Genomic DNA, 25,745 nt, shown 5'->3' with positions numbered 1-25,745 from the left:
TTCATGGCAAAGACTTATGGTGTCGGCATCATGGGTGCCGGCAATATCTCAGCCGCCTATCTGCGCCTGGCGCCCTTGTTCAATGGGCTAGACGTCCGCGCTGTAGCAGACATCCGGCCCGAGGCTGCAAAGCTGCGCGCTGACGAGTTCGGCGTGGCGGCGCAGACGCCGGACGAGTTGCTCAAGAACAGTGAGCTCGATGTCATCGTCAATTTGACGATCCCCTCGACCCACTATCAGGTGTCCAACGACATCATTTCGGCGGGCAAGCATTCCTACTCGGAAAAGCCCTTCGTGCTGACCGTGGATGAAGGCCTGGCTCTCAAGAAGGCCGCCGACGAACGTGGCCTCAAGGTTGGCTCCGCCCCCGATACCTTCCTCGGCGGCGCACACCAGCAGGCGCGAGAGATCATCGACTCGGGCAAGCTCGGCAAGATCATGAGCGGCACAACTCATGTGATGAGCCGCGGCATGGAGCATTGGCACCCCAATCCGGACTTTTTCTTTCAGCCCGGCGGCGGCCCCATCCTGGATCTCGGGCCATATTACATCACCAATCTCGTGCATCTGCTTGGCCCGGTAAAGCGCCTCTCGGCCTTCACCAATATGGCTCGTGCCGAGCGCGTCGTGAGTGCCGATGGCCCAAACAAGGGCAGCGTCATCAAGGTCGGCACCCCGACGACCATTCATGGGGTGCTCGAATTCCATTCTGGCGCGGTTATCACGATTGGCGCAAGCTGGGATGTCGCGGCCCATGGGCACCACAATATTGAGCTCTACGGTACCGATGGCTCGATCTTTGTACCCGATCCGAATTTCTTCGGCGGCGATCTGGTTACCACTGGGATCGAAGGCATCCGCACCCCGGTTTCGCCTTGGGACCACCCCTTTGGCAAGCCGAACCAGGATCTCGACAAGGATACGCCGCGCGCCAATTACCGTTGTGCGGGCCTTGCCGACATGATGCAGTCCATCGAGAATGGCGAAACCGCCCGTTGCGGCCTGGATGTCGCGCTGCACGTCGTCGAGGTAATGACGGGCCTGCTCAAGGCTGGTGAGACCGGCGAAGTGCTCACGTTGACCACCACCTGCGAACGCCCGCGCGCGCTCGGTATCGCCGAGGCGGAAGCCTTGCTGAAGGCTTGATGAACGTACTTCATTGACAGGTGCCCTGCGCCGGTCAAAACTATAATCTAACATGTCAGGGCGGCGAGAGATCGCCGCCCGTCATATATGCGGGGCCGCAGAACCCGCAATGAGACGAAAAGGACTGGCCCCATCCGTGCGGCTTGCGGGGCGACAAGAGGAGAGACCACATGGCGACCAACATCAAGGGCCCGGCTATTTTCCTGGCGCAATTCGCGGGCGATGCCGCCCCCTTCGATAATCTCGACAATATCTGTAAGTGGGCCGCTGGCCTCGGCTACAAGGGGGTGCAGATTCCAACCTGGGTTTCGAGCTTCATCGACTTGGAAAAGGCCGCCAGCTCAAAGACTTATGCGGATGAAGTCAAAGGTATCGTGAACAGCCACGGCCTTGAGATCACTGAGCTTTCGACCCATCTGCAGGGCCAGCTCGTCGCCGTGCATCCTGCCTACGATACCGCGTTTGATGGCTTTGCGCCCGCCAGCGTTCATGGCAATCCCAAGGCCCGCCAGGAATGGGCGGTGCAGACCATGCTCCATGCCGCCAAGGCCTCGCAAAACCTTGGTCTGACGGGCCACGCGACCTTCTCGGGTGCTCTGGCCTGGCCATATGTCTATCCGTGGCCGCAGCGTCCGGCTGGCCTGATCGAGGAAGCCTTTGACGAACTGGCCCGCCGCTGGACCCCGATCCTCAATGCCTTCGATGATGCGGGCGTCGATGTCTGCTACGAGATACACCCCGGCGAAGATCTGCACGATGGCATTTCCTATGAAATGTTCCTCGAGCGCGTAAACAATCACCCCCGCGCCAATCTGCTCTATGATCCAAGCCACTTCGTGCTGCAGCAGCTCGATTATCTGGACTTCATCGACATCTACAAGGACCGCATTCGGGCCTTCCACGTAAAGGATGCCGAGTTCAACCCGACCGGTCGTCAGGGTGTTTACGGGGGCTTCCAGTCCTGGGTGGATCGGGCGGGGCGCTTCCGCTCGATTGGCGATGGTCAGGTCAATTTCCCGGCGATCTTCTCCAAGATGGCCGCCAATAATTTCGATGGTTGGGCTGTCCTCGAATGGGAATGCGCGCTCAAGCATCCTGAAGATGGCGCCCGCGAAGGTGCGGAGCTGATCCAGAACTATATCATCCGTGTCACCGAAAAAGCCTTTGACGATTTTGCCAGCGGCGGTACCGATCAGGCCGCCAACCGCAAGATGCTCGGTTTGTCATAAGCCGTCGGAGCAGGGAGAGAAAAAATGGCTGAAAATGGTGCAAAGCCAATTCGTCTGGGCATGGTCGGTGGTGGTACGGGGGCCTTTATCGGCCAGGTACACCGCATTGCATCCCGCATTGATGGTGACTTCGAACTGGTCGCTGGCGCTTTGTCGTCGCGGCCCGAAGTCGCAAAGGAATCCGGCAAAAACCTAGGCCTGGCCGAGGATCGCATCTACACCTCCTATGAGGAGATGGCCAAGGCTGAGGCCGCACGCCCAGATGGCATCCAGGCAGTGTCCATCGTCACCCCGAACCACATGCATTTTGGCCCGACCAAGGCATTTCTGGAGGCCGGCATCCACGTCATTTGCGACAAGCCGATCACCTCAAACCTGGACGACGCCCGCAAGCTGACTGACATCAAGCCAGCGAACGGTGCGAAGTTTCTGCTGACGCATAATTACACCGGTTACCCGCTCATTCGTCAGGCTCGGGAACTGGTCGCATCGGGGGCTTTGGGCAAGATTCGCGTTGTTCAGGCCGAATATGCGCAGGATTGGCTTACGGAAGCGGCCGACGAAGGCAACAAGCAGGCTGCGTGGCGCACGGATCCTGCGCGCTCGGGTGCGGGCGGTTGTATCGGTGATATCGGCACCCATGCCTACAATTTGCTCCGCTTTGTCACCGGCCTCAAGACCGAGGCCGTCTCGGCTGATCTGACCGCGTTCGTGTCGGGGCGTCAGTTGGACGACAATGTCCACATCATGCTGCGCTTTGAGGGTGGAGCCAAAGGCATGCTCTGGGCCAGCCAGGTCGCCGTCGGCAAGGAGAACGGCCTGCAGCTTCGCGTCTATGGTGACAAGGGTGGGCTCGAATGGAGCCAGGAGAACCCGAACTACATGTGGTTCACTGAATTCGGTAAGCCGCGGCAATTGCTGACCCGCGGTGGCTCGATCTCCGTACCACCGGCAGCCTCGATGAATGTGCGTATCCCGGCAGGACACCCCGAAGGCTATCTTGAGGCTTTCGCCACGCTCTACAGCCAGTTCGCTGCAGTCATCCGCGGCGAAGGCAGCGATTTCGAGGGCCTGCTTCCCACCATGGCCGATGGTATCGAAGGCATGCAATTCATCACCGCTTCGGTGAAATCGAGCCAGGACGACAGCAAGTGGACCCGCTTCGCGGACGTCTGATCTTCCCAGCGTACTGGATGATCTGGCCGGCAGCCTTGCTGCCGGCCTTTTCTATTGCAGGCGTTCACCTTCAAAGCCGCGCTCTTCAAGCAGCCGGACCACACTGGCGTCACCAGCCAAATGTGCCGCGCCGACCACTAGCAACGCGCTTTCGTTGCGCCTAAGCATCGCGTCGATCTGTTCAACCCAGTCGGCGTTCCGCATGTCGATCAGGCGTTCGACCATGCCTTGGTCATAGCTCCCCATCTGTGCCGTAAAGATTTCGCCCAATTGTTCGGGTCGTCCATCGGACCAGGCCCGTACCATCTCGTCGATATCAGTCTGCATGACATCGAGCGTATCCAGCGTCCCTTCGAGCATTGCGATTTGCTCGTCCTGACTGCCACCGGCCAGAAAATTCAGTTGTTGCTCGGGCGTCTCGAGAAATCCCAACCGGTCTTCGGTCAACTCCGCCGCAAGCACAGCCTCAACCCCGTGCGCGGCTTCATATCCCGAATCCAGCAATGGCCCTGTCGAAAGGGTCGTAGCGGCCATCCAGGGCTTCATGGTCAGCAACGTCGCCATCGGGATGGCATATCTGCCAGCCGCTTCCCGCACGCGCTCAGTAAGCTCTGCACCAATGATTTCGCTAAGCAGGCGGCCATCGCGATTGAATCCGAGATCAAAGGATAGTGGCATCATGGCCATCTGCGCTTCGATACTGAGATCGGTTTCGAAATATACGCGATCAGCCTTGGAGAATATCTTGTCCAGCGTCCCGCTGCGCCACTTGGTGTCCGCTCGCAGCAGGTGGACGGACCCGAACAACCACACAGAGCTGTCCTCGTCGCTGACCTGCCATAGGGCAGGGGCGGCATGGGCAGTGCCGGTCGACGCCAGGAGCAGGAACGGCAAGGTCAGCAGCGGACGTAACGGCATGAAGACCTCAAAGCAGAGATTAGCGCGCCGATTCTATCGCCAAAAAGCAAAGCGCCGCAATCTCTTGCGGCGCGAAAGCGAATCATTATCTGAGCGTTGAGATCAGTGGGTCCAAGGGGTCTTGCGATCGGACCGGAAATTGTCGGGGTAGCTCACCCGCTTGGGTGTCGGCTCGTGGGCCGGCTGGACCGAATAGGGGATGCCGTTGCGCTGAGCATAGGCTTCCGCATCTTCCAGCGTCTCGAAGGACAGACGAACCTGCTGGTTCATGTCGGAACTGCTGGTGTAGCCCATCAGCGGATCAATGCTGCGCGGCGTGGCGGATTCGTGGACGAGCACCCATTGCTTAGACTTGCCCTTGCCGGACTGCATGGCGTTGGGGGAAGGGCGATAGATACGGGCGGTCATGCAAAGTCCTCAACACGATGCGGGCGAATGGTCGGAGTACAAAGATTCGAACTTTGGACCCCCGGTTCCCAAAACCGGTGCTCTACCAGGCTGAGCTACACTCCGACGTCGCGGCTTTCCGATACCGTGTTCGGAGACAAAGGGCAAGGCCGCTTTAGCCGCTGCTGACAAGCTTGACGAAGCGATGTCGGAAAGTGGACAAGAAAGTCATGTTCGATATCCAAAAGCCTTGGCCTCTTGGCCTCGATCGCAAGACCTGGCCGCTCTTTTTGGCCGGCTTGGTGGCCATCCTGGGAATTTTGAGCACTATCGATGTCTTGGCGTCTCGGGGCGCCATTGGTTGGCCGGACCAGTGGCGCGCGCCGTTCTTCTTCATCACCGACTATGGATTGTCCGATTGGATCCTCATTCCAAGTCTTGTCCTGATGATTCTGCTCCGGCTCGCAATGTTTCCCTTACAGGGCGTCTGGCGTCAGGCCTGCGGAGAACTGGCCGCCACGTCTGCATTTGTGTTTCTCGGCGTTGCCGTGCCGGGTCTCATCACCACCCTCCTAAAGCGCCTCATCGGGCGCGCCCGGCCCGATGAGTTCGACACTGTCGGCGCCTTCTCGTTCCAGAATTTCTTCAATGACTGGACGTTTCAGAGTTTTCCGAGTGGGCATTCCACAACAGCGATCGCCACGGCATTTGTGGCGGGTTTCATCTATCCGCCGCTGTTTCCGTTCCTCTTCGTGATTGGAGTGGTCGTTGCCTTGTCCCGCGTGCCGGTTGGTGCCCACTATCCCACCGACGTATTTGCCGGGCTGATTGTGGGGATGCTGGGCGCCTATCTTGTTCGCAATCTCTTTGCCCGCAAGGGCTGGCTTTTTAAGCAGTCGCCAGACGGACGGATCAGTTTGAAACCCCTTGAAGGGCTGCGCCGGCTGATTCAACGGGCTCGCGCGTAGCGGTCGAGTGCGGCGCTCAGATCTGCCTTGATATCCTCGATTCCCTCTAGGCCGATATGCACGCGAAAGAGCTGGCCTTCTTCGGTCCACGGTACGGCAGTCCGCGCCTTCGTGATCGACACTGGCAGGCAGAGACTTTCATATCCGCCCCAGGAGTACCCCATGGAGAAGATCTGCATGTGGTCAACAAACGCGGCCACGGCGGCCCGTGGGGCCGGCCTGAGTACGAAACCGAACAGGCTGCCGGAACCCGAGAAGTCCCGCTGCCAAAGTGCGTGGTCAGGGTGGCTGGGCAGGGCAGGGTGCAGCACCTCAACCACTTCGTTTTGCGCCTCCAGCCACTGCGCAATCTCGAGGGCCCGATGCTGATGTTCCTTCATCCGTATGGCAAGCGTGCGCAGGCCTCGTGCAACGAGGAATGCCTCGTCTCCCGAGGCAAAGAAGCCCAATAGCGTGCGCACCCGTTCGACGTCATCCCAGGCCTCCCTGGTCGTCGAGATCGTCCCGGCCAAGGCATCGGAATGTCCAACGAACATTTTCGTGGCCGCATGCACGACAATGTCGGCCCCCAGCAGCAGGGGCTGGCAATAAAGCGGGCTCGCCCAACTATTGTCCACGATCAGCCGGGCGCCACCGGCGTGGGCGGCCGCGGCCAGAGCGGGAATGTCCTGGATCTCAAAGGTCAGGGAACCGGGGCTTTCAGCCAGCACCGCACGCGTATTGGGACGCATTAGGTCAGCAAGGCCCGCTCCGATCCGGGGATCGTAGAAGCGAACACTAACCCCCATGCGCTCTAGAAAGCCGTCGGCAAACTTGCGGCCCGGCTCATAAGCGCTGTCGGTGATCAGGATATCATCGCCCGAGTTGAGACAGGCCATCAGGGCAATGGTTATGGCGGCCAGTCCGGATGGCACCAGTTTGGTCCGATACGCCCTCTCGAGTGCGTTGATCACCTGCTCGACCGATTCGGTCGTCGGGTTGCCAGCTCGGCCATAGAGATAGGCCTGGGACTGGGCATCGAGGTCGGCCAGGGTTTTGAACAGAACTGTCGAGCCGCGATAGACCGGCGTATTGACGAAGCCGAACTGATTGTCCGGATTCCGTCCACCATGGGTCAGGATGGTTTCGATTGATTGATTGCCGGCCTGTTCGGGGAATTTTTCGGACATGATCAGATATTGCTCAAAAACGGTTCACGTCATGCGTTTGGCTAAAAAAGAGACAGTCTTGCTGTCTCAACGTGCCATCGGCCCTTGACGTTAGGGACAATAGAAGGTTGCATGCTTAGCAGCATCCAAACCGCACTCAAAGCGGCGGTGCTCTCGAAGCTGCGGGAACATTGGTCGGCTTCGAAAACACAGGGTCAGGAAACAAAAGGCAAAAATGCAAATGCAAAATAAAGCGCTCGTATCGATCGCAATCGCGGCCTCGCTGGGTCTCGGCGCGACTGCTGCTCAAGCCGCTACTCTCGATGACGTAAAGGCCAAGGGATATATCCAGTGCGGTGTCACTGGTGGTGTGCCAGGCTTCTCGGCCCCGGATGCCAACAACAACTGGACCGGACTTGAAGTGGACTTCTGCCGTGCCGTGGCTGCCGCCGTCTTTGATGACGCCGATGCGGTCCGCTACACCCCGCTGACGTCCCAGGAGCGCTTTGCCGCTCTGTCCGCTGGCGAAATCGACATTCTGTCGCGCACCACCACCTGGACCATGAGCCGCGACACCGATCTGGGCATCATGTTCGCGGGCACGATGTATTATGACGGCCAGGGTTTCATGGTTCGCAAGGCCGATGGCATTGAATCGGCTCTCGATCTGTCCGGTGCAGCCATCTGCATCGAGTCCGGCACGACCACTGAGCTGAATGCCGCCGACTATTTTGAAACCAACGACATGGACTATTCGCCGGTCGTGTTCACCGACCAGGACGAAGTTGTGAAGGCTTTCGAAGATGGCCGTTGCGACGTCTACACCACTGACTCGTCGGCCCTCGCTGCTGAACGCTCCAAGTTTGGTAACCCGGACGATTATGCCATTCTGCCGGAAATCATCTCCAAGGAGCCGCTTGGCCCTTCCGTCCGTCAGGGTGACGAGCAGTGGTTCTATATCAACCGTTGGACTTACTACGCGCTGCTCGAAGCTGAAGAGCTGGGCGTGACCTCGGCCAATGTTGATGAAATGCTCGGTTCTGATAACCCCGCCATCAAGCGCCTGCTCGGCGTCGAGGGTGATTTCGGTACGCCGATCGGCCTGACGCCAGATTGGGCTTACCGCATCATCAAGCATGTCGGTAACTACGGCGAGTCCTACGCCAAGCACGTTGGTCCCGAGACCGACATTGGCCTTGAGCGTGGGCTTAATGCACTGTGGACCAATGGTGGCCTGCAGTACTCCATGCCCATCCGCTAAGGCGAAATAGTGCTGGCGCCCCCTTGAGGGGCGCCAGTTCGTATTGGGTAGGTTGCAGAGCATGGTTTTCCGTCGGGGGCATCCTGATCGCTGGGGCGATCGGGCGTTGGCGAGTCGTCCCTTGAACAGACCATGCCGACGCCATGCTGCCCTCTGCTAAGGGGACATTCGCCCAATGGCCGTCCAGGACACTACTGCGGGACCACCGCGGACAGCATTCTACAATGATCCGGTAATTCGAGGCATTCTCTATCAGGTGATAGTGGCTGGCCTCGTCATCGCCTTCCTAACTTGGATCGTTTTAAATACCGCGCAGAATCTCGCCGCGCAGAACAAGTCGACCGGCTTCGGTTTCCTGTTCGAGACCTCTGGCTTCGGTATCAGCTTTACCCTCATTCCGTTCGACCGCTCCTCCTACTATTGGCAGGCTTTCGTTGTCGGCCTGCTCAATACGCTGCTTGTAGCAGTGATCGGGATAGTCTTTGCGACCATGCTGGGCTTCGTGCTTGGAGTGGCGCGTCTGTCCTCGAACTGGCTGATCGCCCGGGTGGCGACGGTCTATGTCGAGGTGATCCGCAATATACCGCTGCTGCTGCAACTCTTCTTCTGGTATTTCGCCGTGCTCAAGGCGATGCCTGCGGTGCGCCAGTCCTTCGAATTGCCGCTGAGCATTTTCGTCAACCAGCGCGGCATTATCGTTCCGCGTCCACTACCTGATGCAGAGATCTTCTGGGTTGCCGTAACCGCCGTGCTGGCTCTTGTAGCCGCCATTGCCATGGTCGTCTGGGCAACGCGCGTCAGAACCAAGACAGGGCACTACCCGGTCGTCGTGTCTCAAGCATCCCGCGTCGCAGCGCTGATCGTGACGTTGGGTGTCGGCTATCTTGCCATCAGCCTGCTGGGCACGGTCGTTCCGGCGCTCTCCTTCGGCCCCGTTGTCCCGTTGGTCGGTGCAGCGCTTCTTGCCGGTCTCAGCCTTACGCCCTATGCCCGCTATGGCCGTGTCTTCATCGGTTTCGCTATTGGATGGGCTGTCGCCAATTTCTTGCTTGGCGGTATGTTCGCCGGACTTGGTGAAGGGATTATTGTTCTCGGCGCGGCATTGGTCGCGTTGGGAATAGCCTGGACCATGCTCTCCGCCGATCGGCGATCTGCGGCAACCGAGGGCAAGCTGCCACTGGCCCTGCCTGTCCTCATTGTCATCGCTTTGCCGGCACTGGTCTATTGGGTAACCGGCGCGAGTTTGGCGTTTGAAATGCCGGTGCTCGAGCGGTTCAATTTTGCCGGTGGTTTGCAACTTGTTCCTGAGATGGTTGCCCTGGTCCTGGGGCTGACCATCTATACGGCAGCATTCATCGCCGAAAACGTCCGCAGCGGCATTCAGGCCGTCAGCAAGGGTCAAACCGAGGCAGCGTCCTCGCTCGGGCTGCGGGAGGGGGACAGGCTGCGCCTGGTCGTCGTGCCGCAGGCCATGCGAGTGATCATTCCGCCGCTGACCAGCCAGTATCTCAACCTTACCAAGAACTCGTCTCTTGGTGCAGCCATTGGCTATCCCGAACTGGTCAACGTCTTCATGGGCACCACTCTTAACCAGACTGGTAAGGCCATCGAGGTGATTGCCATCACCATGCTGGTCTATCTGACCCTGTCGCTGACGACGTCAGCATTCATGAACTGGTACAATGCGCGTGTCGCGCTTGTGGAACGCTAGGAGGTCCAGCATGTCATTCTCCTTCGTTCGAGAGCAAATGGTTGATCCGGCCCCCGCGCCGGTCAATACGGCCGGCCCGGTTGCCTGGGCTCGCCGCAATCTCTTCGCCACACCCAGCGATAGCCTGCTGACCATTCTGGCGCTGGTTCTGCTGATCTGGGCGATCCCACCCATATACGGCTTCGTCATGCCCAATTTTCTTGGGGGTGACGCGGTGCCGCCTGGTGGCACTGTGGAGGAGTGCCGCCTGGAAACGGCCGGCGCATGCTGGGCCTATATTTCGGCACGCATGAGCTTCTTTATCTACGGCTTCTACCCGCCGGCAGAGTATTGGAGACCCAATCTGGTTTTCGCCTTGGGTGCTCTCTTGATCGTCCCGCTTCTGATACCGCGGGTTCCGTTCAAGCGGACCAATGCGATCCTCTTCTTCGTGGTCTATCCGGTCATCTGCTTCTACCTGCTCAACGGCGGTGTGCTGGGCATGCGCCCCGTGCCGACCGAGCAATGGGGCGGCTTGCTGGTCACCCTGATCATCTCGCTTGTCGGCATCATCTGCTCGATCCCGATCGGCATTCTTCTCGCACTTGGGCGACAGTCCAAATTGCCGATCATCAAGACCCTCTGCATCATGTTCATCGAGCTCTGGCGCGCAGTGCCGTTGATCACGGTGCTGTTCATGGCCTCGGTGATGCTGCCGCTGTTCATGCCGCAGGGGACGACCGTCGACAAATTGCTGCGCGCTCTGGTGGGTGTGACATTGTTCTCGTCAGCTTACCTGGCCGAGGTCGTTCGTGGCGGTCTGCAGGCTCTGCCGCGGGGACAGTATGAAGCGGCCTCGTCTTTGGGATTGAGCTACTGGAAATCCATGTGGTTCATCATCCTGCCCCAGGCGCTCAAACACGTCATTCCCGGCATCGTCAACAGCTTCATTGCGTTGTTCAAGGACACCTCTTTGGTGTCTATCGTCGGCATTTTCGACCTGTTGAACACCGTTCAGGCAGCAAGTTCCGACATCGATTGGTCATCTCCAACCCAGGCAATTACAGGCTATCTGTTCGCCGGTATGGTTTTCTGGGTCTTCTGTTTCGCCATGTCCCGCTACTCCATCTGGATGGAGCGACGACTGGACACCGGGCATAAAGGGTAACGTCAATGAGCGACATTTCCTCCAGCAGCGCCGAAGAGCGCACCATCAATGCCAGCCAGATGAAGGTGTCCGACACCGATGTGGCCATCGACGTTGTGGGCATGCACAAATGGTATGGCGACTTCCACGTGTTGCGCGACATTGATCTCAAGGTGATGCGTGGCGAACGTATCGTAGTCGCTGGTCCCTCGGGGTCTGGCAAGTCGACGCTCATCCGCTGCATGAACCGTCTCGAAGAGCATCAGCAGGGCCAGATCATTGTCAACGGCACTGAACTGACCGCGGACCTCAAGCGCATCGACGAGGTGCGACGCGAGGTTGGCATGGTGTTCCAGCACTTTAATCTGTTCCCGCATCTGACCATCCTGCAGAATCTCACCCTGGCACCGATCTGGGTGCGGGGCACGCCGCAGGCGGAGGCCGAAGCAACGGCGATGCACTATCTGGAACGGGTCAAGATCCCGGAACAGGCCAACAAGTTTCCCGGCCAGCTTTCCGGCGGTCAGCAGCAACGCGTTGCCATCGCGCGTTCACTTTGCATGCAGCCCAAGATCATGCTGTTCGACGAGCCCACCTCCGCACTCGACCCCGAAATGGTCAAGGAAGTGCTTGAGGTGATGATTAGCCTGGCCGAGGAAGGCATGACGATGATCTGCGTCACTCACGAAATGGGTTTCGCACGTCAGGTCGCCAATCGGGTGATCTTCATGGACCAGGGACAGATCATCGAGCAGAACGATCCGGAGAACTTCTTCTCCAACCCGCAGCATGAACGCACCCAGCTCTTCCTCAGCCAGATCCTGCACTAGGGTAGGGGAGTGCTCGATACCAAAAAGCGGGGGTCAAGCCGGTCAGCGGCTTGACCCCCTTGGTATGCCGTCCAATATGCTGACTGGGAAGTGGAAGGCCGGTCCTGGTGAGCAAGCTGTTCAAGTCGTTGCTGTTTCTGATCGCTATGGCGATGGCTGTCGTGACGTCTGTGCCTGCTGGTGCCCAGACTCTTGAGGCTGTCCGCGAACGCGGCTTTCTCATTTGTGGCTCCAGCAATCCACTTGCGGGCTTTTCCCAGCAGGACATCGACGGTCGTTGGTCTGGGTTCGATGTCGATCTGTGCCGTGCCCTGGCTGCGGCAATTTTCGGCAACCCCGACCTGATCGAATTTCGCTCCTATCGCGGCGAGGCGCGCTTTGCACCACTCGAAACAGGGGCGGTCGACGTTTTCATGCGAAACGGCGCCTGGACCATGGGACGCGATATTCGCTACGGCGCACGCTATGTGGCACCGGCCTTTTTCGACGGTCAGGCTTTTCTCGTCCCCAATGCCATGGGTGTCGTGTCCGCTTATGAACTGGACAATGTCAGCATATGCGTGGCCAACAGCTACGGCGAAGTCGAAGCACTCGACGAATTCTTCTTCATGAACCAGACCAGCTATCGTGCAGTGGCCTATGAGGAAATCGCCGACCTGGCGACGGCCTATCGCAGCGGGCTGTGTCAGGCGATCTCCGCATCTGGTCGGCAATTACAGGCCATTCGCCGCGAGCTACCCGAACCCGCCCTTCATCGCGTCTTGCCGGAAAGGATTTCCAAGGAAGTTCTGGGGCCGGTCGTCCGCGATCAGGACGATCAGTGGTTCCAGATTGTCCGTTGGACATTACTTGCCTTGATCGAGGCCGAAGAAGTTGGCGTTACCAGCCTGAACATCGACTCGCTGTCTGCCGCCAGAACGCCCGCAGTGCGACGGCTGCTCGGCGTCGAAGGCGATTATGGCGCTGCCCTGGAGCTGCGCAAGACCTTCATGGCCGATGCCATTCGGGCCGTGGGCAATTATTCCGAGCTGTATGACCGTCATTTCGGACCGCAAACTGGAGCCGCAATGCTCCGCGGCCAGAATGCGCTGTGGGCCAATGGCGGACTGCTCTTCGCGCCGCCCATTCGCTGACTTCCTCAGGCAAACAGCAGGCTGACGCGCCGGTTCTGCTTGCCCTTCTTCTCGATCTTTCCCAAGCCCACCCGGCCTATTTCGGCGGTACCTGCGACATGAGTTCCGCCGCAGGGCTGCAGGTCGACATCACCGATCCGTACCAGACGCACCTTGCCTTGACCCATAGGCGGCTTGACCTTCATGGTCTTGATCAGGTCGACCTGGGCCGCCATCTCCGCGTCGGTGATCCATTCGGCAGTGATCGCATGGTCGGCATCGATCATGGCATTGAGGCGCGCCTCGAGCGCAGGGAGGTCGTCCGGAATCTCCGGCATGTCAAAATCCAGCCGCCCCTTGTCTTCACCAATCGAGCCGCCGGTAACCGGGAATGGAAAGACAACGGAAAGCAGATGCAGCGCCGTATGCATGCGCATCAGCCGATAGCGGCGATCCCAGTTGATCTCCACGGTGATCGTCTCGCCCGTCTCAGGCGCCACTGAACCGTCGGCCAATACATGCACGATGCGGGATTTGTCCCCGTCGGGATGCACTGCTGTTGCAATCTCGCCCCCTCTGCCATCGCTGCGTGAGAACCGGCCGCTATCGCCGGGCTGCCCGCCTGAGGTGGCATAAAACACGGTCCGATCCAGAATGACCCCGCCATCGGCCGTGACCTCGATCACCTGGGCAGACGTTGATTGAAGATAGCTGTCTTCACGGAACAGGAACTCGGTCATCAAGAAAGTCTCATAATACGGGGGACAAAAGGCGCGCGGCTTGCGTGGCCAGTCGGAGTGCCCAGGGCCGGCTATTCACCTCTGAGACTCCGACGCGGCGGCAGGATTCGAAGTCCTTGATTAGCATAGCGTCGACCCCGGCAATGGTCTCGACGTCGGTGAACCACAAGGTGATCTCAAAATTTATGGCAAAGGAGCGATTGTCGAAATTGACACTGCCCACGGTGGCCATTGCGTCGTCCATCAGCACCACTTTTTGATGGAGAAACCCGTCTGTGTAGCGATAGACCGCGATGTCATGCTGCACCATGGAATCGGCATGCGCCATGCTGGCCAGCCAGACCAGGGCGTGGTCCGAATTGTCTGGCAGCATGATCCGGACATCGACCCCGCGTAAGCGGGCCGCGAACAGTGCCGTACGGATATCCGTGTCTGGCACGAAATAAGGACTGACGATCCACAACCGCTTTCGCGCTCGCCCAATCAGATCGGTGAAGGCGATAGCGCATTCTTCGAGCTTGTCCGCCGGCCCGCTGCCCATCACCAGGACAGACTGGTCGCCAAAACTTTTCAATTCTGAGGGTGGTCGATTGGGCAGACGCTCGCCCGTTGCCCATTCCCAGTCCTCGCGGAATAACAGGGCACAACCTAGCGCGGCCGGTCCCGAAACTCGCACATGGGTGTCGCGCCAATGACCGACCTTGGGATCTTCGCCAAGATACTCCACGCCAACATTGTGCCCGCCCACCCAGGCATGGTGACCATCGGCCACAACGATCTTGCGGTGGTTGCGATAGTTGATCCGCGTCGCACCAAACAGGCGCAGAAATTTGTGGCGCTGATTAAAGCTCGACAATTTGACACCGGCGTCTCGCAGCTCCTGCCGAAAACGCCTCGGCATGCCGGTGCTGCCCACGTCATCGTAGAGCATGTAGACGGCGACGCCCGCCTTCGCCTTGGCGACAAGCCGTTCGGCCAGTTGCTGCCCAAGCCGGTCGTCGCGGACGATGTAGAATTGAACCAGTAGATAGTCCTGGGCCGCATCGATCCCTGCAAAAATTGATTCGAACGTCGCCTTGCCATCCACTAGCAACTCGACGTCATTGCCTTTGAGAAACGGCAATTCCGAAACCTGCACCTGAACCGGCCATTTGGCGTCGGTGTCCCCGTCAATCAGCGCAAGGTCGCGGGCGCGCAACGGTCTGTTGGCGCGCCCGTTCTGCATGCGGTCGGTCGCGTAGTCGTCGAAAAATTTCCAGCCGAAGATTAGATAGAGCAGTACCGTGGGGATCGGCAGCAGCATCAGCGAAAGCAGCCAGGCGATCGAGCCCTGCGAGGTGCGCGAGACCATAACTTCCCGCACCGCACAGATGAAGGCCAGCAGATAGACGGCGCCCATAATCAGCGCCAACAGATGCAGGTCCGCCACGATGGCGCGGAGAATGTCGTCTATGCCGAACAAATGTGCCTACACGCTAGAATGAATTGGCACTCTATCAGGCAAGCCGTTGGCAGCAATGTGTCTTGGGCAAAGTTCCTGGACGACTGACGGCAAACTAGGCCGGATCGGGCTCCATCACGCTCGAAATGTCGAAGGGCGTCCGCTCCTCCATCCAGGCCGGGACCGGCAGGCTCTTGCCGCGCAGGAACTCGGGATTGAAGATCTTGCTGGCATAGCGATTACCGTAATCGCACAGCACCGTCACGATCGTCTTACCCGGGCCAAGATCGCGGGCCATGCGCACCGCGCCAGCAATGTTGATGGCGCTCGAACCGCCCAGGCACAGGCCTTCATGCTCCAGCAAGTCGTAGATATAGGGCAGGGCCTCGGCGTCAGAGATGCGGTAGGGCATATCGACCGCGAGACCTTCCAGATTGGCTGTGATGCGCCCCTGGCCGATGCCTTCTGTGATCGAATCGCCAGACGATTTCAGCGCGCCGTTGGCGTAGAACTCATAAAGCGCTGCGCCTTCGGGATCGGCCAGTCCGATCTTGACGTCAGGATTGCGGGCGCGCAGCGCTTCTGCCACTCCGGCCAGGGTGCCGCCCGAACCCACTGCGCAGATGAAGCCGTCGATCCGGCCATTGGTCTGCTGCCATATTTCCGGCCCCGTCGTTTCCACATGGGCGCGGCGATTGGAGACGTTGTCGAACTGATTGGCCCAGACCGCCCCATTGGGGAGCTCGGCATTGAGCTTCTCGGCCAGTCGTCCGGATACTTTGATGTAGTTGTTCGGATTGCGGTAGGGCTTGGCCGGAACCTCGATCAGCTCAGCGCCGTACAGACGCAATGCGTCCTTCTTTTCCTGGCTTTGTGTTTCGGGAATGACAATCACCGATTTGAAGCCGAGTGAATTGGCCACCAGCGTCAGGCCGATCCCCGTATTGCCGGCGGTACCCTCGACGATAGTGCCGCCGGGTTTGAGTTTGCCCGATTTGACGGCGTCGTGGATGATGAACAGCGCCGCGCGATCCTTGACCGACTGGCCGGGGTTCAGAAACTCCGCCTTGCCCCAGATGTCACACCCCGTCAGCGTGGAGACGCGATTGAGGCGGATCAGCGGCGTATTGCCGATGGCGGAGATGAGGTCTTCGTGCTTGGCCATGGATCTATTTTCTGGGAGGAACAGAGACTTATCGTAGGGTGACGATCATGGCTCGGCAAGCGCCGAGCGCAGGTTTCGGCAGCGCTTTTCCTTGAGATCAGTCAATGCGCAAGGGCCGCTCACGACACGCTGTCATTGGAGCATAGATTTGCGTGCGTCACGCGTCTGCAGACAGGGCCCCGAACGCATCGAGCGCCCGCCGGCGGGAATCTTTGAGATCCACGATGGCGCGCGGATAGGAATCGTCCAGCGTGATGCCGGCCTGCTCCAGCACGTTCTCCGGTGCTCGGCTCGGATCATGGATGAATTTGTCAGGCAACGCAGACAGCTCTGGGACCCACCGGCGCACATAGTCGCCCTCTGGGTCAAACCGTTCGCCCTGGGTTACCGGATTGAAGATACGAAAATAGGGGGCCGCATCCAGGCCGATTCCCGCCACCCACTGCCAACTTGCCGGATTGTTGGCATCGTCGGCGTCGACCAGACAATCCCAGAACCAGTGCTCGCCTTCGCGCCAATCGATAAGCAGGTTCTTGGTCAGGAAAGAAGCCACCAACATGCGTACCCGGTTGTGCATGTAGCCGGTTTCCCACAGCTCGCGCATGCCGGCGTCGATAATCGGAATGCCCGTCTGCCCGGTCTGCCAGGCCTTGAGCTGCATGGGCGCGTGACGCCACTTCAAGTCGGCATATTTGGCCTGCATTGGGCTATTGTCGATGTCGTCACGGTGATAGAGCTGGTGATAGCTGAAGTCCCGCCACGCTAGCTCCGACAGGAATTTCTCGACTGCGGACGCGCTGTCCGGATGCGCATGGGCAAAGGTCCGTGCCGCGTGCCAGATCTGCCTCACACTGATTTCGCCAGATCGCAGGTGTGCCGAGAGTTGCGAGGTAACCGCCCACGCCGGATAGTCCCGGCCCTTGGGATAATCCTCGAGGCGGTGTTCCAGAAACTGCGCAAGCCGCTGTTGTGCCGCGCTTTCTCCGACGTTCCAATGCTGCGCCAGCTTTCCAGCCCATTTGGGCTGCGTATAGTCGCTGTCGATCTCGTCGGTTGAGACCTTACTTTTCTCCATCGGAGATCGCGGCAGGGGGCGGGCGAAATGGCGCTGCTTGAGCGCCTTCCAGAACGGTGTGAACACCGAATAGGGCCTGCCTTGTCCGGTCTCGATGTCCCAGGGCTCGATCAGGACATTTCCGGCATGCGACACGACGTTGACGCCCTTTTTGCGAAGCTCGGAATGGATAGCGGCGTCGACCTCTCTCTGCCCGGGCCCGTATCGTCGATTCCAATGTACCGATCCTGCTTCCAGTTCACGTCGAACCCGGTCAACGACCTCGGTCGCAGGGCCCGTCTCGACCTGAAGCGCCACGCCGCTCTCGGCGAGATCCTTGCCCAAAGCCGTGAGGCTCTGATGCAACCACCACCGTGCAGCACCCCCGGGCACGCGGATTGCCTTGTCCGCTTCATGGACGAAAAGCGCAACGACGCGCTCATCGGAGCGCAATGCAGCATCTAGGGCAGGGTTGTCGGCGACGCGCAGATCATTGCGCAACCAGACCAGAACGGTGGACACATCGAACCTCGTTTGTCCTGGACACTACGCCCGCACCGACAATCCGGTTCAATGCTATTCCATCAATGCAGCCAGTTCCTCGAGCGCGGCGCTCCAGGCTTCCATCGAAAAGATTCGCGTTTGCGCGTCCGCGTGCGGCAGGCCGCGCTCGGTCAGAGTGATACTCGTGCTCTCGTCCGCTGTCGCCTTGAAAGCAATGTCGAGCACGAAGATCAGCTCGCTGTCCTCGTCTTCGTCCTTGTGGATCCAGGAAAGCACAAGCCTTTCGTCCTCCACGAACGTCAGCACTTCGCCGCTGACCTCATGGTCCGTCTCGCCCTCTTCCTCGGCAAAGGTCACGAAACGATATTGTCCGCCTTCGTAGGCGTCGAATTCGGCTTCATCGGCCTCCCACTGCTCGATAAGGGCAGGATCGGTCCAGGCTGCGAATACGTCTGAGACATGCGCCGCAATGGTACGAGTCAGCGTGATCTGGCTTTCGCTATCGGCTTCCATGCCATTGCTCATGCTTGCGTCCTTTCCGGATGGAGTTCGGCTGTCTTGGGCAGCAATACGGTCAGAATACCAAGCGCTGGCAGGAAGGCGCAAATCTGGAACACCGCGATCATGCCGATCCAGTCGGCCAGGGCACCCATTGCGGCGGCGCCCAGCGCGCCGACGCCAAAGGCAAATCCGAACACAAAGCCTGCAACCATGCCGACCTTGCCGGGCACCAGCTCCTGCGCATAGACCACCACGGCCGAGAAGGCCGACGAGAGAACAAGACCCACCATGATGCTCATGGCGCAGGTCCAGAACAAATCGAGATAGGGCAGCGCCAACGTAAAGGGGAGGGCACCCAGGATGGAAACCCAGATTACCGCCAGCCGGCCATATCGATCACCCACCGGACCGCCAATGAACGTGCCGGCCGCCACGGCGCCGAGGAAAGCGAAGAGGTAGAATTGCGCCTCTTGGGCGGACAGAGCGAATTTCTCGATCAGGAAAAACGCATAATAGCTTTTCAGGCCCTCGATATAGATGAACTTGCTAAGCAGCAGCGCCCCGATCACCGCAAAGGCGACGTTCAAGCGCTGGCGCGACAGCGCCGGCTTCTTGACCGGGACGGCCGGGCGCGAGGACAACTGGCGTTGGTGTTCGACAAACCAGCGGCCGACATGGCCCATCAGCAACAGGCCGAGCGCGGCCACGATCAGGAACCAGAAGACGCTGCCCTGGCCCATCGGCAATAGAATCAGCGCAGCCGCCAGTGGGCCAAGGGCCGTGCCGGCATTGCCGCCCACCTGAAACAGTGATTGCGCAAAACCCAGCCGCCCGCCGGACGCCATGCGTGCCACGCGCGATGCCTCGGGGTGGAACAGGGCCGAACCGGTGCCGAGAACCACAGCGGCGAAGAACAGCAACCAGAAGCCGTTCGCCGCTGCCAGCATGGCAACGCCCGCCGCCACGATCGCCATCGACAATGCCAACCAGTACGGCTTGGGCTTGAGGTCGCCTGACAGCCCGAAGGCCGGCTGCAACAGGCAAGCTGTTATTTGCTGTCCAAGGGTGAGAAGGCCGATCTGCAGATAGCTCAGGCCGTAATTTTCCTTGAGCAGCGGATAAAGCGCCGGGAGCAGAAATTGCAGCAAGTCATTGAGAAGATGGGCGCCGCTGACAGCGAAAATAATGGTCAGCGCAGCGCGCTGCGCATCGGGCGCGGGGGCCGCGGTAATGGTGGTCATGGCAAATCGCTGGACAGTCGTGAAAACGTTGCCGTCCTACGCCGGGAGCACGACAAGAGCAATCGCCCTGCAGCACTATTCAGTCAATTGGGGAAAGGAAATGGCTCCGCGAGTAGGACTCGAACCTACGACCCAGCGATTAACAGTCGCTTGCTCTACCAACTGAGCTATCGCGGAACACTTCTTGCGACGCCGTCTTGGCGAAGCGAGGTCCGTGTAACCAAACCGATCCGGTTTGCCAAGCCCCAAATCTCATCTCATGTGAATATCTTGTCAGTCTGATGAACTTTGTGCGCGATGCGAGAGCCCTATCAGGTCGGCAAGTGTGTTGAGATTGGCGAAGGGATCGTTGGGGTGCGTCGTCTCCCAATCGACAGAGACCGCGCCCAATTGGGCCAGCAGGGCTCTGGGACTTTGCACAAAAGTGCCTGCTGTCGCCTGCTCCGGCAGATCGTACAGATCGGCCAGCCGCCAGGCTGCGTTGGTTGGATAGGAATTGCCTCGCCAACTGGCCTCCGCCGCCCGCGCCCCGGTGTCCAGCGCCTCAAGCAGCCTTGGTGCGAAATCCTCGGGGAGAAATGGTGTATCGACCGCGACCGAGAGCAGCACGGTGTCCTTGGGCGCACGGTCGCGCAAATACGCTGCGGCAACGGCGATGCCGGCCAGAGGCCCCCCGAGCGGTGTATCGAGGTCGGGCACCACGGCGCCAATCGGGCTCGGCTCAGGCCGACCGGGACCCGTGGAGATCAGAAGCGAGCTTGCGTCGATGCGTAGCCGACTGATGACCCTCTCAAGCAAGGCAACTCCAGCCAGCCGAATACCGGCCTTCCGAACATTCCCCAAGCGGCTTCCTCGCCCACCCGCCAGAATCACGACGCGCACATTCATCCTGTGTGTTTCTGGCGCAGCAGGAGAAGCAACAGGATGCCGCCCACCAGTCCCCAGAACGGCGCTCCCACCCCCGCCACCGTTATGCCTGACGCAGTTGTCACGAAAGTCAGGATTGCCGGGAGGCGCGCTTCCTCCACAGTCAGTGCGCCTGCCAGGGCGGCGGCTAGGCTGGAAAAAAGCGCCAGCCCGGCCACGGCCTGAATCAGTAGCGGCGGGACAGCGGCTATGAAAGCGGCAGCGAGGTTGGCAGCAAGGCCCAGCAAGAGGTAGGTGAAGCCGGCCGCGACCGGCGCCGGCCAGCGTGCGTCTGGGTCGGCATGCGCCTCGGGACCGGCGCATATTGCAGCGGTGATTGCCGCCAGGTTGCTGGTCACCCCTCCAAAAACAGCCGTTGCCGCACTGGCGATCCCGGTCAATGTGAAAAGCGGCGACGGGCGGACCGCGTAACCATTGGCCCGCATCACCGCCAGCCCAGGCAAGTTTTGCGATGCCATGGTGACCACATAGAGCGGTAGGGCGATGCGCACGATAGCGTCGATCGTGAAACTGGGCATCACAGGCACCAGAGCGGGCCAGGCATTGCCAAAGGTGCCTTCAGGCAACTGCGTGGTCGTTGCCAGTATTATGCCCGCGGCAACCACGGCCAGTGGCACCGCATAGCGCCGCGCAAAACGCAGGCTGACGGCCCAGACAATGATGACGGGCAGGGACTGCCAGGGCATTTCCGCAACCGCGTTCAACGGCGCCAGGCAAAGCGTCAGCAGCATTCCTGCCAGCATGGCATTGGCGATAGCCGCCGGAATCGCAGCGATGGCCCGGGCCAGCGGTTTGATGAGCCCAGTCAGGACCACAAGGGCCGCGCAGACCAGAAAAGCTCCGGCCACCGCCGGGAAGCCACCAACTGGCTCGCCGACGGTCAGCAGAAAGGCCGCGCCGGGCGTGCTCCACGCGAAGCTAACCGGCATGCGGACCCGCCAGGCCACGACGATATTGAGAATGCCGATGGCAATGCAGATTGAGAACAGGCCGGAGCCCGCTTGCTGCGGTGAAGCACCCGCCGCAGTCAGGGCCGCAAGGATGAGCGTGAAGGTGCTGGCATAGCCGACAATCGCCGCCAACATGCCGGCCATCACCGGTTGAGCATATTCCGTGCGAGTGATCGATTGCGCGCCGATGGTCATCGCGATTCCCAGATTTGGACGCGCGGAAATTAGCCGCTTGCAACGGCTCGCACCACCCACGGCGCCTTGATCATGCATGGAAATGGAGGCCGCGTCCGGAATCGAACCGGAGTACACGGATTTGCAATCCGCTGCGTAACCACTCCGCCACGCGGCCTCTGGGCGATGTACCTATTGGACGACAATCGCTTATGCAATAGGTTGCGTGTAGCACTGTGAATTTTCTGGTCGGCGCGGCGGCCGGCTTGTGCACTCTATACACGCGTGTCCGAATAGCCGGTCGGGACAAGCAGGCAGTTTATGCAGTTTAAGGTCACCTCGTCCTATTATGACGAAGCGAGCAAATACCTCGTTTATACGGCGACGGGGGAGCGAAACGGTGCACGCTACACTGTGTCGTCTCGGGTGAAGTGCCTCAAGCCCCCCACCACACCGGAGCGCTTGCATATGGTGGTGCTGCTGGCGCTGACTGATCAGTTCAAGCGACCAAGCCCCTCCGGCAGGCGCGAATAGGCCTGTGTTTTGGCTTTGATGGAACGCATGACCGGCGCTGCAGTTGCCCTTTCATTTCATGAAGGACACGCCATGACAAAGAGCCACCAAAACAGCGAACCGGCTCCCAAAGAAACGGAACCGGGTCAGCAGCAGGACGACAACATCGATGACCTGGGCCGCCGCCCCGATGGGACCAGGCTTGATCAGCCGATCGACCCTGAAGAACCGCGCCAATCTCCCCCCGCAAAAGATGACACATCTTCAACAACGGACAGATCGCAGCGCTAGACCGCTTCTCTTGCCTTGAACAGCATCCTTCCATAGTCAGGTCCGGCATACATAGGACGGGAGGCCGACCGTGACCGAAGAAGATTTCTCATCAGCGCGCGAGGCCATGGTCGAAAGCCAGATTGCTGTGAGCTCGGTTGTGCAGCCGGATTTGCTTTCGGCGTTGCGAACGGTCCCGCGCGAAATTTTCCTGCCCGAACACCGCGCGGCGCTCGCCTATAGCGATGCTCAGCACGAAATTGGCCCAGGCCGGAAGCTGTCTTCGCCGGTCGAGTTTGCTCGCATCGCTCAACTGGCCGCCATCAATACGACCGACCATGTTCTCGATATCGCCTGCGGCACGGGCTACTCGTCGGCTGTTCTGAGCAAAATCGCTGCCTCGGTTGTCGCCTATGAATTTGATAAAGACCTGGCAAGGATTGCGGTCCACAATCTGAGTCGGATTGGCGTGGCGAACGCCTCAGTTCTCACCCAGGAGCAAGAGGCTCTGGATGCCGGCCCTTACGACGTCATGCTCTTCGAAGGGGCGATTGATAATGTTCAGGATACCTATCTGAATCGACTGGCGCCGGGTGGGCGGCTTGTGGCGGTGATCGGCGCCGGTCGTACGGGAGTAGCAACGGTATGGATTCGGCAAGCAGACGGTGTGATCTCACAGACGCATTTCAATGTGATGCTCCCGCCGATATTGTCGAACGATGTCCAGGAAGAGTTCGTCTTTTGACGCTTTTTGTTGCTATCGGGTCACTCACGGGCATGAAGATGCAATTAATGTTTGGTAGGGTTGGCCCGAGTCGGTTGTGAACCCCATTTGCCACGCGTATGGGTGAATGGGTCAGGAGACGGTTTATGAATAGTCTTGGTTTTTTGCGGGCGACCGCCTGTGCGCTTCTTCTGACCGGCGCATCGCTGGGCGCTGCGCACGCGCAATCGATCAGCCAGGCGTTGGCCGCCGCCTATGACCACGCACCGGACCTGCAATCTGCCCTCCTTAGCGCCAAGGCCACTTCCGAAGGCATTGTCCAGGCAAAGGCGGGCGCTCTGCCCACCATTGGCGCTTCGATAAGCGGTAGCCAAAGCGCCAATCTTGTGGGCGGCAATTGGACGACTGGGCAGTCGCTGTCGACAGGCCTCTCCTACAATCAGACCATTTACGACAACAATCGCACCGCCGCCCGCGTGGAAGCGGCCCGGGCCGCCGCTGAGGTGGCCGAATATCAGATCCGCAATACCGAGCAGAACGTGCTGCTCCAGGTCGTGCAGGCGTATATGTCCGTGCTGAGCGGCCGGGACCTGCTATCCCTGCGCCAGGAGAATATCAGCTTCTTCCAGGCGCAGCTGCAGTCGTCTCAGGACCGTCTCGACGTCGGCGAGGGCACCCGCATAGACGTGGCGCAGGCGCAGGCGCGCCTCGCCCAGGGACAGGCCGCCTATCAGGCGGCCGTGAGCACGCTGCAAACGAGTGAAGCCACCTTTCAGCGTCTGGTGGGCCGGCGCCCGCAAGGTCTCTCGACCAGCCATGGCTACGCCAATCTCATTCCGCGCTCGATAGATGCCGCCATCTCGGAAGCTGAAATCGGCCATCCGGCCATTCTGCTCTCCAAGGCGAGTATCCGCGCGGCCCAGGCCAGCAGCGACGCGGCAAAAGCCGCCTTTGGCCCAACCGCGACAGTTTCAGGTTCGGTCGGTACCAGCTGGACGGGTCCCTCTGGCGGCGCACAGGACGGCATTCGCGGTTCGCTGGGCTTCCAGATCAACATTCCCATCTACTCGGGTGGCGCCATCGGATCGGGCGTACGTCAGGCCAATCTGAACCAGATCAAGTCGGAAGTGGACGCCATGGGCGCCTATGACCAGATCCGGGAAGCCGTCATCTCTGCCTGGACCGGCATCCAGAGCGCCGATGCACAGATCAGTGCCGCGCAGGCTGCCGTCACCTCCAGCAACACCGTCCTTGACGGCGTCATGCAGGAGCGTGACCTGGGCACCGCAACCACCTTGGACGTACTCAACGCCCAAGCCGATCTGACCAGCGCGCGGGAAGCGCTGATCAATGCGTCCAACAGCAAGATCGTGGCGACCTTCTCTCTGTTGAGCGCCATGGGCCGGCTAACGGCGCGCGACCTCGGGCTGCCTGTCCAGATCAAGACGGCTGTGCCCTACACCCAGGCCGTCGAGGATGTCTGGCAGGAATTGCGGACAGTCGTCGAATAAATCGCTTGAAGCACTGCAAAATATTGAGGCTGGGCATGTCCCGGCCTCAACTTTTAGTGGAAGACCGTCACTTCCAGCCTTGGGATGATTCCTAAGTCGCCCCCATGTGGTTAAGCTATTGCTTACGAATCAGGGTAGGCGACTGCGGACGTCGACCCGGTCGGGCGCATGAGTAAGAGGCACTGATGAACAAGCCGGCACCCAAAGAACCGTCCATGGACGAAATTCTGTCGTCCATCCGACAGATCATTGCCGATGATGATGCCGCCGGTGCGCCACGCCGTCCCTCCGTGCAATCCGTGCCCCCGCCAATGCAGGCGGCGCCCGCGAAGCCGTTGGGGGATCAGGATGATCGCGATCTCAGCGACATGCTGGACGATATCGAACCCCTGGCGCTCTCCCCCTCGCAAATCGTCGAGGAAGGGGAAGACGCCGAAGGATTCAGTTTCGATTCCATTCTGGCGGACACTGAAAGCGCGGAGTCCGAAGCGCCCGGACTGGTCGAGGCCGAGGATGTGACCTTCGCGGCCGAAGACGACCTCCCCAGCTTCGATCCTGCACCTTCGCGCGCGCTGCCGGAAGACCCGCCTGCGCCCGCCGCCAAGGCCGCGCCGGAACCCGCATTTCAGCCCGAGCCCGCCCCGGAGCCGACGGTCGATCCTGAGCCGGCTTTCGAGCCTGAGCTTGAGGCTGAGTCGGAACCTGCGCCTGCCATGGATGAGCCGGTCGCCCGGGCCGAAGAGCTGCCGGATCCGACATTGACTGCCGATATGGCCGATCAACTGCTCGAACCAGCAACCCGGGCTGCGGTGCGAGGCTCTATCGGCAAGCTGAGCGCACTTGGCATTGGTAATCCTGGCCTGACCATCGAAGCAATGATGCGCGACATGCTGCGCCCCATGCTCAAGGAATGGCTTGACGAGAACCTGCCTGCGGTTGTCGAACGTATGGTGGAAAAGGAAATCGCCCGCGTTTCACGCGGCGAGTAGTCCGGATGGCGAGATAGCCCTGTTCAAGG

General features: G+C 59.9%; 25 protein-coding genes and 3 tRNA genes. 14 read left to right on the top strand and 14 right to left on the bottom strand.

Annotation, left to right across the window (positions count from 1 at the left end; all coding sequences use genetic code 11):
- Positions 1–3 precede the first annotated feature (3 nt).
- The 3 genes from GGR20_RS01765 (at position 4) to GGR20_RS01755 (ending at position 3,551) form a co-directional block, all read left to right on the top strand.
- Positions 4–1,146, top strand: coding sequence for a Gfo/Idh/MocA family protein (locus GGR20_RS01765; RefSeq protein ID WP_183309509.1), 1,143 nt, complete (start codon positions 4–6; stop codon positions 1,144–1,146).
- Between the two features lie 170 nt (positions 1,147–1,316).
- Positions 1,317–2,375, top strand: a complete 1,059-nt coding sequence (locus GGR20_RS01760; RefSeq protein WP_183309508.1) for a sugar phosphate isomerase/epimerase family protein — start codon at positions 1,317–1,319, stop codon at positions 2,373–2,375.
- A 24-nt stretch (positions 2,376–2,399) separates the two neighbouring features.
- Entirely contained in the window at positions 2,400–3,551 is a 1,152-nt protein-coding gene (locus tag GGR20_RS01755) for a Gfo/Idh/MocA family protein (RefSeq protein WP_183309507.1), read from the top strand.
- A gap of 51 nt (positions 3,552–3,602) precedes the next feature.
- Here the strand turns inward: GGR20_RS01755 and GGR20_RS01750 are convergent, their stop codons facing one another.
- The 3 genes from GGR20_RS01750 to GGR20_RS01740 form a co-directional block, all read right to left on the bottom strand.
- Positions 3,603–4,469: a TraB/GumN family protein gene (locus tag GGR20_RS01750; protein ID WP_183309506.1), complete on the bottom strand. Its 867-nt coding sequence runs from the start codon at positions 4,467–4,469 to the stop codon at positions 3,603–3,605.
- Positions 4,470–4,571: 102 nt separating this feature from the next.
- Complete coding sequence (locus tag GGR20_RS01745; RefSeq protein WP_183309505.1) at positions 4,572–4,877, bottom strand: ETC complex I subunit; 306 nt, start codon at positions 4,875–4,877, stop codon at positions 4,572–4,574.
- A 28-nt stretch (positions 4,878–4,905) separates the two neighbouring features.
- Positions 4,906–4,982: transfer RNA gene (locus GGR20_RS01740), tRNA-Pro, on the bottom strand.
- An 89-nt stretch (positions 4,983–5,071) separates the two neighbouring features.
- On the opposite strand from GGR20_RS01740, the gene GGR20_RS01735 reads away from it, so the two are divergent.
- A complete protein-coding gene (locus tag GGR20_RS01735; protein ID WP_183309504.1) occupies positions 5,072–5,824 on the top strand; it encodes a phosphatase PAP2 family protein in 753 nt (250 codons plus the stop codon).
- Here the strand turns inward: GGR20_RS01735 and metC are convergent.
- Positions 5,806–6,993 carry a cystathionine beta-lyase gene (gene metC, locus GGR20_RS01730; protein ID WP_183309503.1) on the bottom strand — a complete coding sequence of 396 codons (1,188 nt, stop codon included), beginning with the start codon at positions 6,991–6,993 and terminating at the stop codon, positions 5,806–5,808. The genes GGR20_RS01735 and metC overlap by 19 nt on opposite strands.
- A 220-nt stretch (positions 6,994–7,213) precedes the next feature.
- Here metC and GGR20_RS01725 point away from each other — a divergent pair, with 220 nt between their 5' ends.
- From GGR20_RS01725 to GGR20_RS01705, 5 genes are all read left to right on the top strand, one after another.
- Complete coding sequence (locus GGR20_RS01725) at positions 7,214–8,233, top strand: amino acid ABC transporter substrate-binding protein (protein WP_420827422.1); 1,020 nt, start codon at positions 7,214–7,216, stop codon at positions 8,231–8,233.
- A gap of 175 nt (positions 8,234–8,408) precedes the next feature.
- Positions 8,409–9,944 (top strand): amino acid ABC transporter permease, encoded by a 1,536-nt coding sequence (locus GGR20_RS01720; protein ID WP_183309501.1) that lies wholly within the window; start codon positions 8,409–8,411, stop codon positions 9,942–9,944.
- A gap of 10 nt (positions 9,945–9,954) precedes the next feature.
- Entirely contained in the window at positions 9,955–11,091 is a 1,137-nt protein-coding gene (locus tag GGR20_RS01715; protein WP_183309500.1) for an amino acid ABC transporter permease, read from the top strand.
- A gap of 5 nt (positions 11,092–11,096) precedes the next feature.
- A complete protein-coding gene (locus GGR20_RS01710) occupies positions 11,097–11,900 on the top strand; it encodes an amino acid ABC transporter ATP-binding protein (protein WP_183309499.1) in 804 nt (267 codons plus the stop codon).
- A 107-nt stretch (positions 11,901–12,007) separates the two neighbouring features.
- Complete coding sequence (locus GGR20_RS01705) at positions 12,008–13,033, top strand: transporter substrate-binding domain-containing protein (protein WP_183309498.1); 1,026 nt, start codon at positions 12,008–12,010, stop codon at positions 13,031–13,033.
- 5 nt (positions 13,034–13,038) lie between these two features.
- On the opposite strand, the gene GGR20_RS01700 is transcribed toward GGR20_RS01705, so the two are convergent.
- The 10 genes from GGR20_RS01700 to GGR20_RS01655 form a co-directional block, all read right to left on the bottom strand.
- The gene (locus GGR20_RS01700; RefSeq protein ID WP_183309497.1) at positions 13,039–13,752 is read right to left on the bottom strand and encodes an alanyl-tRNA editing protein; all 714 of its coding nucleotides are present in this window, start codon (positions 13,750–13,752) and stop codon (positions 13,039–13,041) included.
- Positions 13,753–13,762: 10 nt separating this feature from the next.
- A complete protein-coding gene (gene cls, locus GGR20_RS01695) occupies positions 13,763–15,214 on the bottom strand; it encodes a cardiolipin synthase (protein WP_246349358.1) in 1,452 nt (483 codons plus the stop codon).
- A gap of 94 nt (positions 15,215–15,308) precedes the next feature.
- Complete coding sequence (locus tag GGR20_RS01690; protein WP_183309496.1) at positions 15,309–16,358, bottom strand: cysteine synthase A; 1,050 nt, start codon at positions 16,356–16,358, stop codon at positions 15,309–15,311.
- Positions 16,359–16,515: 157 nt separating this feature from the next.
- The gene (locus tag GGR20_RS01685; RefSeq protein WP_183309495.1) at positions 16,516–17,934 is read right to left on the bottom strand and encodes an FAD-binding domain-containing protein; all 1,419 of its coding nucleotides are present in this window, start codon (positions 17,932–17,934) and stop codon (positions 16,516–16,518) included.
- Positions 17,935–17,988: 54 nt separating this feature from the next.
- The gene (locus GGR20_RS01680; RefSeq protein ID WP_183309494.1) at positions 17,989–18,441 is read right to left on the bottom strand and encodes an SRPBCC family protein; all 453 of its coding nucleotides are present in this window, start codon (positions 18,439–18,441) and stop codon (positions 17,989–17,991) included.
- Positions 18,438–19,658 carry an MFS transporter gene (locus tag GGR20_RS01675; protein WP_183309493.1) on the bottom strand — a complete coding sequence of 407 codons (1,221 nt, stop codon included), beginning with the start codon at positions 19,656–19,658 and terminating at the stop codon, positions 18,438–18,440. Before GGR20_RS01675 ends, GGR20_RS01680 begins: the two co-directional genes overlap by 4 nt.
- A 101-nt stretch (positions 19,659–19,759) precedes the next feature.
- Positions 19,760–19,835: transfer RNA gene (locus tag GGR20_RS01670), tRNA-Asn, on the bottom strand.
- 96 nt (positions 19,836–19,931) lie between these two features.
- Positions 19,932–20,546 (bottom strand): molybdenum cofactor guanylyltransferase, encoded by a 615-nt coding sequence (gene mobA, locus GGR20_RS01665; protein ID WP_246349357.1) that lies wholly within the window; start codon positions 20,544–20,546, stop codon positions 19,932–19,934.
- Positions 20,543–21,730: a benzoate/H(+) symporter BenE family transporter gene (locus GGR20_RS01660; RefSeq protein ID WP_246349356.1), complete on the bottom strand. Its 1,188-nt coding sequence runs from the start codon at positions 21,728–21,730 to the stop codon at positions 20,543–20,545. Before GGR20_RS01660 ends, mobA begins: the two co-directional genes overlap by 4 nt.
- Positions 21,731–21,813: 83 nt before the next feature.
- Positions 21,814–21,887, bottom strand: a tRNA-Cys gene (locus GGR20_RS01655).
- A gap of 143 nt (positions 21,888–22,030) precedes the next feature.
- Between GGR20_RS01655 and GGR20_RS01650 the strand changes: the two genes are divergently transcribed.
- The 5 genes from GGR20_RS01650 (at position 22,031) to GGR20_RS18895 (ending at position 25,716) form a co-directional block, all read left to right on the top strand.
- Positions 22,031–22,243 (top strand): hypothetical protein, encoded by a 213-nt coding sequence (locus GGR20_RS01650; protein WP_183309491.1) that lies wholly within the window; start codon positions 22,031–22,033, stop codon positions 22,241–22,243.
- Positions 22,244–22,270: 27 nt separating this feature from the next.
- Positions 22,271–22,513 carry a hypothetical protein gene (locus tag GGR20_RS01645; protein WP_183309490.1) on the top strand — a complete coding sequence of 81 codons (243 nt, stop codon included), beginning with the start codon at positions 22,271–22,273 and terminating at the stop codon, positions 22,511–22,513.
- A 70-nt stretch (positions 22,514–22,583) separates the two neighbouring features.
- A complete protein-coding gene (locus GGR20_RS01640) occupies positions 22,584–23,237 on the top strand; it encodes an rRNA adenine N-6-methyltransferase family protein (protein ID WP_183309489.1) in 654 nt (217 codons plus the stop codon).
- A 125-nt stretch (positions 23,238–23,362) separates the two neighbouring features.
- Entirely contained in the window at positions 23,363–24,727 is a 1,365-nt protein-coding gene (locus tag GGR20_RS01635) for a TolC family outer membrane protein (protein ID WP_183309488.1), read from the top strand.
- A gap of 185 nt (positions 24,728–24,912) precedes the next feature.
- Positions 24,913–25,716, top strand: a complete 804-nt coding sequence (locus tag GGR20_RS18895) for a DUF2497 domain-containing protein (RefSeq protein ID WP_183309487.1) — start codon at positions 24,913–24,915, stop codon at positions 25,714–25,716.
- Positions 25,717–25,745: the final 29 nt, after the last annotated feature.

This window comes from Devosia subaequoris, from assembly GCF_014197055.1.
GTDB lineage: Bacteria > Pseudomonadota > Alphaproteobacteria > Rhizobiales > Devosiaceae > Devosia > Devosia subaequoris.
This window is presented reverse-complemented; position numbering and strand designations above follow the sequence as displayed.

Coding starts and splice junctions, on each gene's coding strand:
- GGR20_RS01650 (WP_183309491.1), top strand. CDS start 22,031: ATGCAGTTTAAGGTCACCTCGTCCTATTATGACGAAGCGAGCAAATAC.
- GGR20_RS01765 (WP_183309509.1), top strand. CDS start 4: ATGGCAAAGACTTATGGTGTCGGCATCATGGGTGCCGGCAATATCTCA.
- GGR20_RS01715 (WP_183309500.1), top strand. CDS start 9,955: ATGTCATTCTCCTTCGTTCGAGAGCAAATGGTTGATCCGGCCCCCGCG.
- GGR20_RS01725 (WP_420827422.1), top strand. CDS start 7,214: ATGCAAAATAAAGCGCTCGTATCGATCGCAATCGCGGCCTCGCTGGGT.
- GGR20_RS01745 (WP_183309505.1), bottom strand. CDS start 4,877: ATGACCGCCCGTATCTATCGCCCTTCCCCCAACGCCATGCAGTCCGGC.
- GGR20_RS01760 (WP_183309508.1), top strand. CDS start 1,317: ATGGCGACCAACATCAAGGGCCCGGCTATTTTCCTGGCGCAATTCGCG.
- GGR20_RS01710 (WP_183309499.1), top strand. CDS start 11,097: ATGAGCGACATTTCCTCCAGCAGCGCCGAAGAGCGCACCATCAATGCC.
- GGR20_RS01720 (WP_183309501.1), top strand. CDS start 8,409: ATGGCCGTCCAGGACACTACTGCGGGACCACCGCGGACAGCATTCTAC.
- mobA (WP_246349357.1), bottom strand. CDS start 20,546: ATGAATGTGCGCGTCGTGATTCTGGCGGGTGGGCGAGGAAGCCGCTTG.
- GGR20_RS01675 (WP_183309493.1), bottom strand. CDS start 19,658: ATGACCACCATTACCGCGGCCCCCGCGCCCGATGCGCAGCGCGCTGCG.
- GGR20_RS01680 (WP_183309494.1), bottom strand. CDS start 18,441: ATGAGCAATGGCATGGAAGCCGATAGCGAAAGCCAGATCACGCTGACT.
- GGR20_RS01660 (WP_246349356.1), bottom strand. CDS start 21,730: ATGACCATCGGCGCGCAATCGATCACTCGCACGGAATATGCTCAACCG.
- GGR20_RS18895 (WP_183309487.1), top strand. CDS start 24,913: ATGAACAAGCCGGCACCCAAAGAACCGTCCATGGACGAAATTCTGTCG.
- metC (WP_183309503.1), bottom strand. CDS start 6,993: ATGTCCGAAAAATTCCCCGAACAGGCCGGCAATCAATCAATCGAAACC.
- GGR20_RS01690 (WP_183309496.1), bottom strand. CDS start 16,358: ATGGCCAAGCACGAAGACCTCATCTCCGCCATCGGCAATACGCCGCTG.
- GGR20_RS01645 (WP_183309490.1), top strand. CDS start 22,271: ATGACCGGCGCTGCAGTTGCCCTTTCATTTCATGAAGGACACGCCATG.
- GGR20_RS01635 (WP_183309488.1), top strand. CDS start 23,363: ATGAATAGTCTTGGTTTTTTGCGGGCGACCGCCTGTGCGCTTCTTCTG.
- GGR20_RS01750 (WP_183309506.1), bottom strand. CDS start 4,469: ATGCCGTTACGTCCGCTGCTGACCTTGCCGTTCCTGCTCCTGGCGTCG.
- GGR20_RS01755 (WP_183309507.1), top strand. CDS start 2,400: ATGGCTGAAAATGGTGCAAAGCCAATTCGTCTGGGCATGGTCGGTGGT.
- GGR20_RS01700 (WP_183309497.1), bottom strand. CDS start 13,752: ATGACCGAGTTCCTGTTCCGTGAAGACAGCTATCTTCAATCAACGTCT.